This window comes from Thermococcus sp. Bubb.Bath, assembly GCF_012027595.1.
Taxonomy (GTDB): domain Archaea; phylum Methanobacteriota_B; class Thermococci; order Thermococcales; family Thermococcaceae; genus Thermococcus.
Genome location: NZ_SNUR01000001.1, coordinates 586,287 through 602,045 on the forward strand (window position 1 = coordinate 586,287; position 15,759 = coordinate 602,045).

The window sequence follows — 15,759 nt, forward strand, 5'->3', positions numbered from 1 at the left end:
TTTTTGGAAAAATATTTCGGTGATAGCATGCTCGAGGAAATCCTCGCTCGGTTTAGAGAGGACGTTGTAACCGTTTACGAGCCCGTGAAAAAAGAGCTTGAGATAACCAGATACCTGCTCAAGTACAAGACCCGGCCCGTTCTCTTTGAGGACGTCGAAGGGTGGAGGGTAGCGGGGAACATCTGGAGTACGAGGGAGAGGATAGCGCGCTTTTTGGGGGTCTCCAAAGAGGAACTGCTTCACTTCATCGCCGGCGCCATGGAGAACCCCAGACCTTTCAAAGAGGTCGATAAGGCGCCGTTCATGAGGAACTCCACGAAGGACTTCTCCCTCAAGGAGCTCCCAGTGCCGAAGTACTATCCCGGGGACAGGGGGCAGTACTTCACCTCCGCCATGGTTATCGCCAGGGACGAGGACGGTTTCGTTAACACATCCTTCCACAGGATTATGGTGCGCGATGAAAAAACCGCCTCAATACGCCTTGTCCCACGGCACCTCTACTCCATGTGGAAGGAGAAGGCCGAAAAGGGGGAGGAACTCGACGTCAGGATAATCGTGGGGAACCCCATCCACCTCCTCCTTGCTGGAGCTGTGAGCACCGCCTACGGGATCAGTGAGCTGGAAATAGCCTCCGCAATGAGCGAGAGAGCCTTTGGGAAGCCCCTTGAGATTGTCAAGGTGGGTGGCATCCCAGTCCCAGTTGAGAGCGAGTTCGTCTTCGAGGCCAAAATCACACCGGAGCTGGTGGACGAGGGACCCTTCGTGGATATAACCGGGACGTACGACATAGTGAGGAAACAACCCTTAGTTGTCTTTGAGAGGATGTATCACGTTGACGAACCGATATTCCATGCCCTCCTCCCTGGCTCCTACGAGCACTACATGCTGATGGGCCTCCCAAAGGAGCCGCAGATATACGCGAGCGTTAAGAGGGTCGTACCGAAAGTTCACGGCGTCCGCCTCACAGAGGGGGGAGCGATGTGGCTCCACGCGGTAGTTTCGATAACGAAGCAGCACGACGGGGACGGTAAGAACGCTATCATTGCGGCCTTTGCAGGCCATCCGAGCTTGAAGAGAGTCATCGTGGTCGATGAAGACATCAACATCTACGACGACAGGGACGTTGAGTGGGCGATGGCAACGCGCTTCCAGCCGGATAAAGACCTGGTAATAGTGACAAACGCCAGGGGAAGCTCCCTTGACCCTTCGGCCCAGGATGGACTGACGGCAAAATGGGGAATCGACGCGACAAAACTACTCAAAAGAAAGGAAGAGTTTGAGAGGGCGAAGGTCTGATCACTTCTTTCCGTTCCCCTCTTCCACCATTTTGAGGAATATCTCCTCCAGACTGGGTGCACGAACCATGAGCTGAAGTATCTTCGCCCCCTGGCTCCACACGAGCTCGTTAATCTGCGGTCTGATGTCCTCCGGGGATTTTATCTTGTACTTCGTCTCGCTCACCTTCTCGACCTGCCAGTCAGCGGAATCGAAGCTCACTGGCTTGTCCGTCTCAAGGAGTATCAGGTAGCCGCCCTTTCTGAGGAAATCTCTCTTTATGTTCTCTATGCTGTCCTCCACGCGTAGCTTACCCCTCACTATAACCCCAACGGTATCGCAGACCTCCTCAACGTGGGCCAGGATGTGGGATGAAAAGAACACCGTTTTCCCTTCCTTCTTCTGGGCCCTGATGATGTCCTTGAACTCCGCTATCCCAGTGGGATCGAGACCGGTCATGGGTTCGTCCAGTATGAGGAGCTCGGGGTCGTTTATGAGTGCCTGGGCCAGGAGAACCCTCTGCCGCATTCCCTTCGAGAACTTTCCGACCTTCTTGTCCTTTACCCCCCAGAGGTTCAGGAGTTCAAGGAGCTCCCTGCTCCGCTTGGCCCTCTCCTCCCTGGACATTCCAAAGGATTCTCCTATCATGTCCAGGGTCTGCATTGGGGTGAGGAAGTCCCAGAGGGTAGCGTGCTCCGGCATGTAGCCGATCCTCTTTTTCGCGTTTAGGAGGGTCTTTTCGTGGAATCTCCCGTCTTTGAACACCTCTTCGCCGAAGAGCTCTATCTTCCCCTTTTGAGGATAAATGAGGCCGAGAGTACTTAAGATTGTGGTGCTCTTCCCGGCACCGTTGGGACCGAGGAACCCATAAACCTGGCCCTTCTTGACCTCAAGGTTGAGACCATCGAGGGCTCTCACGTCCCTATAATTTTTAAGGAGGTTCTCTATCTTGATCATCGCCATCACCTCAGATCCATACGGAGGAAGCGGTAGAACGCTATTCCAAGGTACACGAGCGTAACTCCGATGAGAACCCAGAGCCTGTCAAGGTTCTGTTTGATGGAGTAGCCAACTCCTCTATACACGTCCATAGTGTAGCAGCGCATTTCGTGTACTTCCTCTACGGGAGTTCCATTTATTGTCTTCGTTGTGCTTCCACCGGAGTAAGTGGCACCCTTACAGTATCCTTTCTCAGTAGTGTTCGTTACCTCAGTTTTTATGGGATGTTTGTAGTCGGCTACCATCATAGGGCCTTCTTGAACCATTGGATAGTACGTGGTGTTCGTGATCGTTACATGAACCTTCTCCGAGAGGTTACCCAGCAGGTAGTCGAGCTGCGTTATCGGGTCAAAGAAGAGGTATTTCTTCTCGTAGTCCCTCTTGATACGATTGTACTGCTCGTTGAGGTAGTCGTAGGGGGATTTGTGTTGTCTCTCGAGGTACGGTCTCGTCCCATTCATGGACTGATTGTACTGGACGTATGGGGCAACGCCATAATCCATTGTCTCCCAGTTGGGCCCGAACTTCTCCCTCGTCAGCTGCTCCGCCTTGGAGTGGGCAAAGTAGTCGACCAGTATCGGGCTCATGAGGGATACGAGGAAGAGCAGCACTATTGCGATGCCTATGGCGGTTGAGGTCGACTTTACGAAGAGGGAGATTATGTATCCCAGGGCCAGAAACTCCAGCATGGCCACGAGAATAGCCAGGTTCAGCAGGATAACGTCCGAGACCAGGCTTCCAGTTACGTCAACACCCATAAGGGTAACCCCGATTATCGTCACCACCACTGCCGCGAATATTGCCGCAAAGAGGGCAACAAGGTGGCCGAGAAGCTTTCCTGTGATATAACCAAGCCGGCTTATCGGTTTGCTCAGGGCTACCCTGAGCGTTCCTTCGGTTATTTCAGCGTTTATCGCCGTTGCCCCGAGAACTATCGCCAGTATCGTGATGAAGAACTTCGCCAGGGAGAGGGTCACCGAGATGAGGCCGGAGACTATCTCAGAGGCCGTAAACTCCCTCCCAAAGGGGTGAACGCTCTTCATCGCGTAGAGCACGGGTATATAGAGCAGGAGCATTACTATAACAACCGCCCAGAACTTCTTCGTTCGAAGGCTCTTCTTAAGCTCAAGTCTCAGTCCCCACAACAACACCAACACCTCCTAAGGTTCCATCGTTGTTTATCAACATTAGTATAAAAAATTTTTGTTTGAGTGATTAGTGGGGAAAGCAAAGACCCCTATAGGAATCAGGGCATTGAAGGTTCTTCTTTGAGGTTCTATAAAGGCGAAAGGCCGCGAGAAGTTCAAAGCTCCGTGAGTTCAAGGACGAGCTTTGCCCGTTCCCCACAGTGCCGCTGGAGCCGCTCCACGACCCGCTCGTTTCCCCCGAGGGCCGGCCAAAGGATGGAGTCTATATGGAGGGGTGGAACTCCTGTCTCCTTTGATACTCTCCCCCAGAAAGATACGGGGGGCTCGTTGGTTATTCTCCCCGTGTATACCTTTATCCTGACGTCCTCGGGTATCTCAAGCTCCATTGGATACGGGACGAACTCCTCGAAGGCTATCCTCCCGGCGTAGCCGAACATTTTGATGGCAAAAACTACGGTTTTTGCGCTCTTCCTGGATCCAAGGGTTTCTGCAAGCTCTTCCCTGAGTTTCACCATGCCGGCGAAGTAGTAGTTCCTCAAGTCATCGATGTCGAGTGAATCGAGGAAGGGCTCCAGCTTCTTCAGTCTGCTTAGTTTTCTAGCAACGAGGCGGCGGTTGGTTCGTGAAGCCGGCAAAAACTCCAAGTAGGCATCCACTATGCCCCCCTTGGGCGGATGGGAGGAGAAATACCTTGAGAACTCCCACCACCAGTTCTCCCCCTTCCCGCTCAGCTGGTAGCTCACTATCGAGTTGGCAACAACGAGATTCAGGAACAGTTCGTCGTTTCCGAGGTTCTCCCGGAGGTTTCTGAGGGCGTCGAACTGGAGGTCAACCTTTTCCTCGATTATCCTGGCGCATTCTACCCCAAGCTCCCTTAGAATTTCCCTAATCCTCTCAACTTTGTCTTTATCGGCCCTGTAGTGTATTTTAACGTACTTCTCCAGCGTCATCACTCATCCCCGCCCGCTGCCAACGGACTTTATCAACCTCTCCAAAAACGCGTTCTCCTGAATTATCTCGGCGCCCCTGTTCCGAGGAACACCTATCTCAACCGTTCCCCTGATGCCGTGGTCGTTCATGTAGTCCTGGGCCTCTTCAACCAGCCTCTCACCTTCATCGCGCAGAATGAGACCGTAAACCGTCGGCCCCCAGCTGCTCTGGCCGTAACCATAGCTCCTTTCCCTCAGAAAGTCGAGGAGGATTCCAACATCCTCCCTGAACTCCCCGCCCTGGTAGCCGCTGAAGTGGCTTCCAACCAGTTCCTGAATCCGGGTCAGGCTCTTTCCAAAGTCCCTGATGTTACTCTCCACGAGGGCCGGGAGTAGACCCAGGAGGATTACGTGACTTATCTCCCTCGCGGCCTGGGGATTCCCCCCCAGAGAGGCCATTACGGGCTTCTCCTCAACCTCGTCAAATCCGGGCCGAAACTCCGGGATGATTATCAAAAAAGCCCACTCCTCCGGGAACTCATGCCGAACGATGAGGGGAGGAATGCCGTTGCGAACCCCGCCGTCGAGCACGAAACCTCCGAGCCGGAAGGCGTGTATCCCGACGCCACTGTTCTTTCCCCGTCCCAGAACCCGGGCTATCTCTTCGATTGTAACGTTGAGACCGTTCAGCTTTGCGATACCGGTGCCTACCGCGAGGCTCAGCTGGGTTGTCGAACCCAGACCGACGTGCCTCGGAATGCCCCTCCGCACCTCAATGGAGTAACCCGTACCGGTTTCAAAGGAGCCGTTCATCGCATTCAGGGCCTCCAGGATCGTCTCCCTGTCCTCGCCTTCAGCTTTGATTTCGATGGATTCTGAGGGGATCATCCTGACCTCATATCCGCCTTCTATAGCCACCCCCAGGGACCCAAACCTCCTCCCTAAGCTTCCGGAGGGATCGATGAGTCCCATGTGAAGTCTCCGAGGTGTTCTTATTATCATCCCTATACCTCCTTAACCATGTTCTTCCACTCCTCGGCCACTGTGGTTAGGAGGCCGAGGGCAACTGGACCGATTATTATGCCCACCAGTCCAAAAGCCCAAAGCCCCCCAAATATACCAACGAGGGATATGAAAGCGTTTAGGCCGCGCTTTTTGATAGTCATCCTGGGCACGAGGAGTATATCCGGAGCTGGAGAAACCGCGACCGCAGAGTAGAGTGAGAACAGGATGGCCATGAGAATACCGCTGGATCGGCCGAGGTAGAACGCCATTGGGAGCCACACCATCCATCCTCCAAGGAGTGGGAGGAGCTCAAGGACGGCTACGAGAATTCCCAGGGCTATCGCGCCACTGGGCTGGGAGACGCCGAAGACCCAGAAGCCGAGTGCCGCGGTGCTCCCCTTTATTACGCTGAGGCTGAGCCAGCTCTTCAGAAGGGTATCAAGCGTGTTCCTAGTTGCGTCTATGAGCCTGAGGCCGAACTCCCTGTTGGTAGTGGGTATGAGGGAGTAGACCTCCTCCACTATCTCTTGAACGTTGAGGAGTGCCCCGTAGTAGACGAATATCATGATGAATACCTCAAGGGAGAGCTTCGGGAGGGAGTAGGTGTAGCTGATGATGTATTTCTCAAGCCTCGTTGAGACGCCCTGGCTCGTGGCGGCGAGAACTTCGTTGAGTGTCTGGGATGAGACAGTAACCGACTGAAGCCAGTTGAAGAAAGATTCAAGGTAGCCCACCAGCTGGTACTTGACCTCAGAGATCCAGAGGACGAAGCCGATTATGAAGAGAAATGAGATGATGGATAGGAGGATCGTCAGGATGAACGCCGACTTCTTGGCCCCTACCCGCTTCTCCAGTCGGACATGAGCGGGGTAGGTAACATAGACGATAGTCAGCGCAATGATTATCGGCGAGAGGACGGGCTCGATAACGAGCCATATAAGGTAAAAGATAACCGCAGAGATAACTATCCAGACTATCGTTTCACTTCTCATCAAGCATCCCCATGTACTTTAATATGAGTCCCGCCGCGGAGGGCTTACTGAACGTGAAGAGCACTCCCCTATCCTCATTGAGGATGAAGTCCTTTCCAACTGCAAGGTAGCCAGTCTTAAGCCTGTGAACCTGGATACGCTCAAAGTCGGGCCGCCATGAAACCCCAATACTGTCCAGGACTTCTTCCAACCGGTCAAAGATAGCCCTGTTCAGGAACTTTACCGGCTTTGGTGTGAACTCTTCCTTGACGATTTCGTCAGGCTCTAGGGGGATGCCCCAGAACTCTTTAGCACACTCGAAGGGGTACACGTAGTCCTCCCCGTATTCCGGCACGTAGAGCTCCCTTATCACTGCAAGCAGGACCTTTCGGGCATCCTTCCCGTAGAACTCAACCCGGAGGTTGAACTTTCCGTCCTCAAAGCCGTTCTCAAAGACCTCTAGCTTTTCTTCACAGAGCATTCAACCACCCCCTGGGAGGAGCCTCACGTAGCGCGGGTCCAAGTAGAGGGCGGTGCTCCCGATGCTTCCGAGGGAATAGCCCCCGGTAGGATACTCATAGAGCTTTATCCTTGCAGAGGAAACGTTCATGAGCCTCTCAAGCTCACTCACGGCAGTCTGAAAGTTTCCGGTTTCATCAACGAGGGTTCCGGTCAGGTTTGCTGCAAACCAGGTTTCACCAGTGGCGTACTTCAGGGTCTCGTTCCTCGTCATGTTCCGCCCGTAGCTTACCGCGTCGATGAAGCTCTGGAAGTAGACGTTTACCATATTTTGTATCTCCTTTTTCTCCTCTGGCGTCAGGGCCCTCCATTCGGCGCCCATGTCCTTGTGGGGGCCGGTTTTGAACACCGTCACCTTTATTCCGTTCAAGGCGTAGTTCTGAGAGTAGTCGTAGTGGACGTAGAGGACTCCAATGCTCCCGATCTCGGCAAGGGGATCCGCCACTATTCTGTCCGCCCCAACGGCTATGTAGTAACCGCCGGAGGCCGCTTCACCGCCGGTGTAAGCGACTACGGGTTTCTTGGCTTTGAGGGTGAGGACCGCGTGATAAATATCCCTGACAGCCCCAACGTCCCCTCCAGGGCTCTCAATCCACAGGAGAACCCCTCCAATTGAGTCGTTGGAGGCGAGCCTCATTAGGGTTGGGACGACGTTCAGGGCGGTTCCATCATCTATCAGACCGAAGATTGGGACGACGGCTATCGTTGCGTTTGATGAGGTTACGTTCCTCTCCAGCTCGACTGCCCTCAGCTGGGCCTCAAGCTCCTGAACTCGTGCTTGGAGTTCAAGGTTCGAGAAACCGCCGGTGACATTTGATGTACAGGTGGTGTTGACGGGAACGGGAGTGTAGTGTTCGATGCTCTGGTTCTGGAGATAGAGCAGCGCAGTTGAGGTAACGAAGACCCCAAGGATGAGAACGAGGATGAAAGTGATGTACTTCCAGACTTCTGCCCTCATCTGTTTACTCACCGGGGTCATTTGGGGTTTTATCTTTTAAACCTGCCCCATCGACCGGGAGGTTTAAATCCCCTTTGAAGGAGGTAGTAGGGGGATGAGAATGCAGGTCTGGTACCGCTCACGCGCCCTCTACGACACCGTCATCAAACTCCTGAACTCGGGCAGGAGTGAGGAAGCACTCAAGATTGCCGAAGAGATTCCGGATGACAAAGTGAAGGCCCAGGCTTTCGCAAAGATAGCCGTGAAGCTCGCATCAGAGGGCAGGGACTACAAAAAGGCCCTCGAAAAGGCTGTGGAGACCGCCTCCGACCTTCCCAACCAGGAGGCAACGAAAACACTCATGGGTCTGGCCTTTGACTTCCTAAATATGGATATGGAAGAAGAGAGCCTAAGGATAGCAGGCTTCATAACCGACCTCCCGAACCGCTCCAAAATCCAGGCGGAGGTTGCGCTCAAGCTCGCCAGGGAGGGAAAGGTGTCAGAGGCGATGGAGATCATCAACGACATAATGGACGAGGACGTCAAGACCTGGGCAATGTCCCGGATGGCGACGACGGTTTAGCCTTATACTGTTAATCAGGACATATTTTCTGGACTTTTTTGAGCCTTCCAAGTCCACAACATTTTTTTAGTGCCTCCAGAGCGGAGCTAGGAGGTGAGAAAATGACACCAGCGGAGATACTTGGACTCATCGGAATGCTGCTCCTCGTTGGTTCTTGGGTTCCGCAGACGGTGGAGACGATAAAGAGGAAGGAGTGCCCTCTGAACATGGGATTCATCATGATATACTTCACAGCCTCCGTCCTCTTGACTATATACGCCTATGCTGGAAGGGACTGGATATTCACGACGCTCAACGGGCTGGCCGCGTTCCAGAGCGGCATAAACCTCTACGTGAAGCTCTTTGAGAAGTGAGCTTTTTCATTTTTATGTCAAAGCCTGCCAAAAGACTTAAATATATCGTCACCTCCGCTTCGTTAAGGGAAATACAAATGAAGAAGTTTCCAGCTTATCTGGCTTCTTGGGAAGACATAGAAAAGTGGGCGAAGGAAGGAGCCTGGAAGGTTCTCGAAGATGGATGGAAGCCCGACGTTGTGGTTGGGCTTGCAAGGGGCGGCTGGGTCGCCGCGAGGCTTTACTGCGACTATCTCGGCGTCAAAGACCTCGTCAGCCTCAAGGTTGAGCACTGGGGAGTAACCGCAACCCCAGACGGCAAGGCCAGGCTGAAGTATGGCAGCAACTACGACCTGAGCGGCAAGAAGGTTCTCATAGTTGACGACATCAGCGACACTGGCGAGAGCCTGACCCTCGCCAAGAACTACGTCGAAGGGCAGAATCCGGCCGAGGTAAAGACTGCCACGCTTCTAACGATAAGGGGTTCGCGCTTCAAGCCAGACTTCTACGGTGAGGAAATAGACTGGGCCTGGATAGTCTTCCCGTGGAACTTCGTCGAGGATATGATAAACCTCGTGGGCAACCTCTTCGAGGAGAGAAAAGCTCTAACCACCGATGAAATCGTCGAGATGTTCAAGGAGCTCCACGGCATGGAAGTTCCAAAGGGCAGACTCGAAGAGGCGCTCCAGATGGCCGAGCGCAGGAAGGTTTTTAAGTTCCGCGGGGGAGCCTGGCTCAAAGCCCGACGGGTGTGAACGGTGGACAGGGCCGAGAAGGTCGAGGAGATAAAGAACCACAGCGTCTATTCAAAGGAAATCTACAACATGCACAGTGAGAGCATCAACGAAGTAATCGACAACTACGAGGGCCTTAAAGAGGACTACCTCAACGACCACTCGCGCGCGAGGATCGTCAGGATAGTCTTCAACGAGGACAACGGCCTTCCCCTCGCCATAGAGTTCAACAGGAAGGACGACAGCTTCAAGGGCTTCACGATAGCCATTGGAAAGCCCCACATAAAGAGCAACGGAAACGGAAAAAAAGAGGGAGAATAAGCTTTCCTCCTTTTATCTTCACCACTAGGGGATTAAAATCAACCCATACGAAGAGGAAGCCGCTATCGCTGCGGTTTTGGTATGAGCTCACTTCTTAAGTGGAATCAATGAGAAATATACAAGACTTTTAAGGGATAGGAGAAAACGTGGGTTGGGTGTTCTGAAATGAAGAGGATAATTGGGTTGTTCCTCACGGTAACGTTGTTCGTGCTCATGGTTCCCCATGCAGGCGCGGCTACAGATAAGCCGCTGGTCGTTGCCAGCATCGCCCCACTGGCCTCGATAGTCCAGGAAGCCTTTGGGGATTCCGTTCAAGTGGAATACATAATCCCGCTCGGCGCAGACCCCCACGAGTACCAGCTGACTGCTGAGCAAGTGAATACAATAAAAGAGGCCGACGTGATAGTAACCACCGATGGCCACCTCCCGGTCGAGGCAGAGATGGCGGAGCTCAAAAGGGAGGGCAGCCTAAATGGAATACTACTCCTAGCGGACGACTATGAAGCAGAAGGATTCCACTACTTCAAGGAGCACTGGTACAACGACAAGGACAACCCCCACGGGGTCTGGCTCGACCCGGACAATGCCATTGCAATAGCGAGGGCCACGGAGAAGGCGCTGGAGGAAGTTGACCCAGCGAACGCTGAAACATACAGACGGGAGCTTCTCTGCTTTGAGGAGAAAGTTAAAGCAATAGAAAACTCTTACAGGGCGCTGATTACAGAGAACCGGAGCGCCGTCATTGAGATGCCGCCGGTGCAGTACGCCGTTGAGTGGCTGGGCATTAAGGCCACTGCCTCCCTCCTCCCTGAGGAAGAGGTTCCCGCTAAGGGGGTTGATGAGCTGGTTCCGGCGGCGAAAAAGGCTGATATGGTCGTCTACAGCATCCAGAGTCCGGAACAGCTTGAAAAAGGAGCAATGGAGCTGGCGTCTAAGGCAGATAAGCCAATCGCAGGAGTAACCGTCTTCTGGAAGGACAAACCGTACACGGAGATCCTCATCAAAAACACTGCTGCGATTCTTAACGCTACCATGGGAAGAAGTTCCCAGCAGGTCGGCACCGTAAAAGAGGAAAATCAAAACGCTGAATATGCAGCAGCGGCACTCTTCGCAGGACTTTCCCTCGGAGCTACCATCGGATACATACTGAAAAAATGAAAGGTCATTCCCTCCTGTAGGGAATGCCATCCCACTTGGGCGGCTTTGCCTTTCCTATTATTCCTGCAACTATTATCAGCGTCATAATATATGGCAGCATTAGGATGAACTGTCCAGGGATTATATGCTGCGGTGCTAGCCATGTGGCTATTGCATCAAAGAGGCCGAAGAGCCAGCCGCCTATGAGTGAAACCAGCGGGTTCCAGTTGCTGAAGACCATGTTGGCCAGTGCTATGAAGCCCCTTCCGCCGGACATCGTCTTCTGAACCATTCCCAACCAGTCCACGCTCATGTATGCCCCTGCGAGTCCTGCGAGAGCGTGGCCGTAGACCGTTGACCAGAAGCGGTACTTCTCAACGTTTATCCCGAGGGCATCTGCAGCCTCCGGGTTTTCACCGACCGCCCGAACCCTCAGGCCGAGGGGAGTTTTGAAGAGGGCCCACCAGGTTACTATTGCTACCACTACCGTGACTATGATCATCGGGCTTATGTTCCCATACGCTGTCTGAATGTGCCACATAACATCAGAAGGAGCAAGCTGGTGTTGGCCGGCGGTTCCCCAGTATGCTAGGATGCCAAAGGGAACGACTCCAGCGGCGAGCAGGTTAATGCCAATACCAGGGATAACGTGGTCTCCTTTGAGGTACACGGTGAGGACACCGTGGAGCATTCCAAGTAGCATACCTGTTACTATCCCTCCGAGGAGGCCAATCGAAGCGTGTCCGCTTAATTCTGCGAATATGGCACCGAAGAACGCGCTCATAAGGATGACTCCCTCATACCCAATGCTCACGACACCGGCCCTCTCGCTCCAAGCGGCACCAACGCTCGTGAGGACTATGGGAACCATCGACATGAGGGACATTATTAAGGGTGTAACGATGTAACTCCAGTCCATCATGCTCCCCTCCTCATCGTCCTCTTTATTAGATCATAGAGCCCAGGGATAGCCACGGTTATTACGATTATTCCCTGGATAACCTCAATTATCTGGATCGGGACGTTGGCCATGGTCTGCATTGAAGCCGCCCCAGCTCTCAGCATACCAAAGAATATTGCAGAGAAAATTATGCCAAGGGGATGATCCCTTCCCACGAGGGAAACACCGATACCATCGAACCCGTAATTTATTATATTGGCACCGCCCTGATTTATCGCATAACTTGGGTAGTCCCCCATTATTTTGATAGCGCCCCCAAGACCGCTGAGCATGCCGCCGATTATGAAAGACCAGATTATGGCCATTCCCGGATTTATACCACCGTATCTGGCCGCCCGGGGGTTCTGTCCACTTACCCTCATTCCAAACCCAAGGTTGGTATGCCAGAGGAGGACGTACGTTAAGATTGAAGCTATGAGAGCTATGAAAAATCCCCAATTAAGAGTGGTGCCTCCGATTGGGTGTAGTCTGGCCCCCTCAGGGACAGTAATCGTCTGAACGGGGTTCGTTGGATTAGCGTATGGCCCCAAGATGAGGTAGAGCACGAGGTAAAACCCTATCCAGTTGAGCATTATCGTGGATACTACCTCGTGGACGCCGCGGTAGACTTTGAGGAGAGCAGCTGGAAGGGCCCATAACGCCCCCAGGAGCATACCCATAGCGAGGCCGAACCAGAGGTTTCCCCAGATGTTCGTGAATATGACCGCCGCTATTGCCCCAAAGTAAAACGAGCTCTCGGCGCCTATGTTGAATATACCGGTTCTGCTGCCGACTGCGAAAGTCAGAGCAGTTAGCATTATGGGGGTGGAATACTCCAACGTAGTTGCTATTCCCCCAACTGAGGCGAGAGCCCCAGTGAAGAGCCCGTAATATGCCTTGCTGACGCTGTAACCAAATGCATAAAGAATTACAGCCCCAATAATGAAACCCACGAAGATTGCGGTAATACTCTCCGCGAAGGCCTTAAGGTTAAGCTTCCTTAGTAGTTCACTTCCTGAGCTCCTCATAGTGGATACCCCCCATCATCATGCCTATCTCCTCTGTGTTGACCTCTTCAGGTTTCACAATCCCCATGAACTCCCCCTCGTACATTATGCCCATCCTGTCGCTCAGCTGAAGAACCTCATCCAAATCTGCGGAGACGAGAAGAACGGCCTTTCCCTCTGTCCTGAGCTTTATCAAATAATTCCTGATGTACTCCGTTGAGGCAATGTCAACGCCCCTCGTCGGCTGGGAGGCCACGATTAGAACCGGTTCCTTGCTGACCTCCCTCGCAACGATGAGCTTCTGCTGGTTACCACCGCTCAGGGCCTTTGCAGGCGCCTCGGTCCCAGGGGCCGATACGTCGAACTGCTCTATAAGTGAGCGGGCATGCTCCCTGGCTTTTCTCCAGCTTATGATCCCCCACGCCCTCTGGAACTTCTTCCTCCAGTGGAGGCCGAGGATCGAGTTCTCCGTCACGGTCATGTCCAGAACGAGGCCCATGTGAGTCCTATCCTCAGGTATATGAGCCATTCCAAGGTCGTAGAGCTCCTTTGGAGCTTTGCCGGTTATCTCAATCCCGTTCATGATCACCTTTCCCTTCTCCACCTTGCGGAGGCCGGTTATGCTCTCGATGAGCTCAGTCTGACCGTTGCCCTCGACACCGGCTATGCCGAATATCTCCCCAGCGCGCACTTGGAAGGAGAGGTTCTTAACCGCGTCCTCACCCCTGTCACCTTTGACCCACAGGTTTTCCACTTGGAGGACGGTTTTTCCGGGGTTAGCAGGGGGCTTCTGAAGTCTCAGGACCACATCCCTGCCCACCATCATCCTTGCCAGGAGCTGGGGAGTAGCTTCTGCCGTCTTCACGGTTCCTATGACCTCCCCCTTGCGGATAACGGTAACGCGGTCGGTTATCTCCATGACCTCGTTGAGCTTGTGGCTGATGAAGATTATCGTCTTTCCCTCGCTTTTGAGCTTCCGGAGGACCTGGAAGAGCTCCTCGACTTCAATCGGTGTCAGAACGGCAGTGGGCTCGTCGAGGATTAGTATATCAACGTTACGGTAGAGCATCTTTAAAATCTCTATCCTCTGCTGAACGCCCACCGGGAGGTCCTCCACCGGGACATCAAGGGGGACCTGAAAGTTCAGGTCGTCCATGAGGGCCTGCAGTTTCTTGGCGGCTTTTTTCGTGTCTATCCTGGAGAAGAGACCATGACCCTCCATTCCAAGGATGATGTTTTGGAGGGCGTCAAAAACCTCAACTAGGGTGAAGTGCTGGTGAACCATACCTATACCATGAGCGATGGCGTCGGAAGGGCTCTTAAACGACACCTCCTCCCCTTTAACGATGATCCGCCCAGAAGTGGGCTTGAGCATACCGAAGAGAATCTTCATAAGAGTCGTCTTGCCGGCCCCGTTCTCACCGAGGAGGCCGAGTATCTCGCCTTGATGGACGGTCAAATCAACGCCCCGGAGGGCCTTTGTACCGCCCGGATAGACCTTAACTATGCCTTTCATTTCTACGATGGGCTTCTGTTCCCCGCTGCCCACAGAACAACCCCCCCTTAGAGTATAAAGGAAGAGAAAAAATCAGCCCGCGAGCTGTTCCATCTCCTGCCAGGTCTGAGCGTTCCTTATCTTTTCAATGCCGTCCTTGGTGGTAGGGGCGGGGACTTTTATCTTGCCACTGATAATCTGTTGCTGGAGCTCGTCAACGGCCTGCCAGATCCAGTCCGGAACCTGGCTTCTCGTCTTCTCAAGGTACTGCTTGAGCTCCTCGGTGCTGTTGAATCCAAGTTCCTGGAGCTTTTTCTTCTTTGTGTCCGCTGGGAGGGAATTGAACATTGTCATAACGTCGTTTATGGTGCTGACCTTTACACCACCGTCCTTGAGGCCGAGCTCAACCTTTCCTCCCTTGAAAGTGCCGTTGAGGGCAGCCTTGATACCATCGTAGACGCCGAGGTCAACGCGCTTCATCATGCTCGCTATTATAACGCCGGGCTTGATCCAATCCTGGGCCGAGTCGACACCTATGGCGAACGGCGGTCCCATCTTCTTTCCATGGGCGTGAAGGTAGTCTGCAACAGCATTGAACACGCCGAGACCGGCTCCACCGGCAACCTGGTAGATAACCCAGGCGCCCTGCTGGAGCTGTGTCTGAGCTGCAGCATAACACTTGGCCGGATCGTTGAACGTTCCGGTGTACTGGTAGAGGACATTTATGTCGACGTTCTTTCCAGTCCTGTTTTTATAGTAGTCCTCCGCCCATTTTACGCCAAAGCGATATCCAGCTTCAAACTTGTAGAGAACCGGTATCTCCATGCCAAGAACAATTCCAACCTTATTCTTGCCGTCGTTTGCCGCTATGAGGCCGGCAAGTGCCCCAACCAGAGCGGAACCCTCGTTCTCCTTGAACTTGACGGTCATGACGTTGGACATGTTGTACACATCACCGTCGATGAGGATGAACTTCTGGTCCGGGTACTTCTTTGCAACTGCTTCGACAGCATTGCTCATCATGAATCCAACGGCCACGATGACAAGGTACTTCTTCTGCTTAGCGAGGGTCTCCAGATTCGTAAGGTAGTCACTAGGACTGTTGCTCTGGAGCTGGGTAAGTTGAAGGTTGAAATCCTTGGCCGCCTTTGATACACCGAGATATGCCATGTCGTTAAAGCTCAGATCACCCCTTCCACCGACGTCGTAGACGATGGCTATAGCCTTCTTGGCCTGAGTGCTCTGGCTGCTGGAGCCTCCACCACTAATGCAGCCGCTGGCCACAACACTAAGGCCCATCAGGGCCACCAAAAATATAGCGAGTACTGCTTTCTTCATGCGAACACCTCTGAACATTCACTGGGATACTTGGGGAGATATTCCATTATATAGTTTATGGTCTGAGGGCGCTCAGTGAGAGGTTTTTC

General features: G+C 53.3%; 17 protein-coding genes. 6 read left to right on the forward strand and 11 right to left on the reverse strand.

Going from position 1 to position 15,759, the window contains the following annotated elements; all coding sequences use genetic code 11:
* The first annotated feature begins 27 nt into the window (after nt 1–27).
* Nucleotides 28–1,296: a UbiD family decarboxylase gene (locus tag E3E29_RS03270; protein ID WP_167909456.1), complete on the forward strand. Its 1,269-nt coding sequence runs from the start codon at nt 28–30 to the stop codon at nt 1,294–1,296.
* Here the strand turns inward: E3E29_RS03270 and E3E29_RS03275 are convergent, their stop codons facing one another.
* From E3E29_RS03275 to sppA, 7 genes are all read right to left on the reverse strand, one after another.
* Nucleotides 1,297–2,232: an ABC transporter ATP-binding protein gene (locus E3E29_RS03275; RefSeq protein WP_167909860.1), complete on the reverse strand. Its 936-nt coding sequence runs from the start codon at nt 2,230–2,232 to the stop codon at nt 1,297–1,299.
* 5 nt (nt 2,233–2,237) lie between these two features.
* Nucleotides 2,238–3,431, reverse strand: coding sequence for an ABC transporter permease subunit (locus tag E3E29_RS03280; RefSeq protein ID WP_342764652.1), 1,194 nt, complete (start codon nt 3,429–3,431; stop codon nt 2,238–2,240).
* 146 nt (nt 3,432–3,577) lie between these two features.
* On the reverse strand, nt 3,578–4,372 hold the full coding sequence (locus E3E29_RS03285; RefSeq protein WP_167909457.1) for an N-glycosylase/DNA lyase: 795 nt from the start codon (nt 4,370–4,372) through the stop codon (nt 3,578–3,580).
* A 3-nt stretch (nt 4,373–4,375) separates the two neighbouring features.
* A complete protein-coding gene (locus tag E3E29_RS03290; protein ID WP_167909458.1) occupies nt 4,376–5,353 on the reverse strand; it encodes a beta-ribofuranosylaminobenzene 5'-phosphate synthase family protein in 978 nt (325 codons plus the stop codon).
* A gap of 2 nt (nt 5,354–5,355) precedes the next feature.
* Nucleotides 5,356–6,348 (reverse strand): AI-2E family transporter, encoded by a 993-nt coding sequence (locus tag E3E29_RS03295; protein ID WP_167909459.1) that lies wholly within the window; start codon nt 6,346–6,348, stop codon nt 5,356–5,358.
* Nucleotides 6,338–6,808 carry a PH1570 family protein gene (locus E3E29_RS03300; protein ID WP_167909460.1) on the reverse strand — a complete coding sequence of 157 codons (471 nt, stop codon included), beginning with the start codon at nt 6,806–6,808 and terminating at the stop codon, nt 6,338–6,340. The genes E3E29_RS03295 and E3E29_RS03300 overlap by 11 nt, the downstream gene beginning before the upstream one ends.
* Entirely contained in the window at nt 6,809–7,816 is a 1,008-nt protein-coding gene (sppA, locus tag E3E29_RS03305) for a signal peptide peptidase SppA (RefSeq protein WP_342764653.1), read from the reverse strand.
* Nucleotides 7,817–7,904: 88 nt separating this feature from the next.
* Here sppA and E3E29_RS03310 point away from each other — a divergent pair, with 88 nt between their 5' ends.
* The 5 genes from E3E29_RS03310 to E3E29_RS03330 all read left to right on the forward strand — a co-directional run bounded on the left by E3E29_RS03310 (nt 7,905) and on the right by E3E29_RS03330 (nt 10,911).
* Complete coding sequence (locus E3E29_RS03310) at nt 7,905–8,366, forward strand: hypothetical protein (RefSeq protein WP_167909863.1); 462 nt, start codon at nt 7,905–7,907, stop codon at nt 8,364–8,366.
* Between the two features lie 101 nt (nt 8,367–8,467).
* The gene (locus E3E29_RS03315; RefSeq protein WP_167909461.1) at nt 8,468–8,719 is read left to right on the forward strand and encodes a PQ-loop domain-containing transporter; all 252 of its coding nucleotides are present in this window, start codon (nt 8,468–8,470) and stop codon (nt 8,717–8,719) included.
* 77 nt (nt 8,720–8,796) lie between these two features.
* Nucleotides 8,797–9,453: a phosphoribosyltransferase gene (locus E3E29_RS03320; protein WP_167909462.1), complete on the forward strand. Its 657-nt coding sequence runs from the start codon at nt 8,797–8,799 to the stop codon at nt 9,451–9,453.
* Between the two features lie 3 nt (nt 9,454–9,456).
* The gene (locus E3E29_RS03325; RefSeq protein ID WP_167909463.1) at nt 9,457–9,753 is read left to right on the forward strand and encodes a hypothetical protein; all 297 of its coding nucleotides are present in this window, start codon (nt 9,457–9,459) and stop codon (nt 9,751–9,753) included.
* Nucleotides 9,754–9,918: 165 nt separating this feature from the next.
* Nucleotides 9,919–10,911 (forward strand): metal ABC transporter solute-binding protein, Zn/Mn family, encoded by a 993-nt coding sequence (locus E3E29_RS03330; protein WP_167909464.1) that lies wholly within the window; start codon nt 9,919–9,921, stop codon nt 10,909–10,911.
* 4 nt (nt 10,912–10,915) lie between these two features.
* Here E3E29_RS03330 and E3E29_RS03335 read toward each other — a convergent pair whose 3' ends face one another.
* The 4 genes from E3E29_RS03335 to E3E29_RS03350 all read right to left on the reverse strand — a co-directional run bounded on the left by E3E29_RS03335 (nt 10,916) and on the right by E3E29_RS03350 (nt 15,670).
* Entirely contained in the window at nt 10,916–11,809 is an 894-nt protein-coding gene (locus tag E3E29_RS03335; protein WP_167909465.1) for an ABC transporter permease, read from the reverse strand.
* A complete protein-coding gene (locus E3E29_RS03340; RefSeq protein WP_167909466.1) occupies nt 11,809–12,858 on the reverse strand; it encodes an ABC transporter permease in 1,050 nt (349 codons plus the stop codon). The genes E3E29_RS03335 and E3E29_RS03340 overlap by 1 nt, the downstream gene beginning before the upstream one ends.
* Nucleotides 12,839–14,353 (reverse strand): ABC transporter ATP-binding protein, encoded by a 1,515-nt coding sequence (locus E3E29_RS03345; protein ID WP_167909864.1) that lies wholly within the window; start codon nt 14,351–14,353, stop codon nt 12,839–12,841. Before E3E29_RS03345 ends, E3E29_RS03340 begins: the two co-directional genes overlap by 20 nt.
* A gap of 72 nt (nt 14,354–14,425) precedes the next feature.
* On the reverse strand, nt 14,426–15,670 hold the full coding sequence (locus E3E29_RS03350; protein ID WP_167909467.1) for a BMP family protein: 1,245 nt from the start codon (nt 15,668–15,670) through the stop codon (nt 14,426–14,428).
* Nucleotides 15,671–15,759: the final 89 nt, after the last annotated feature.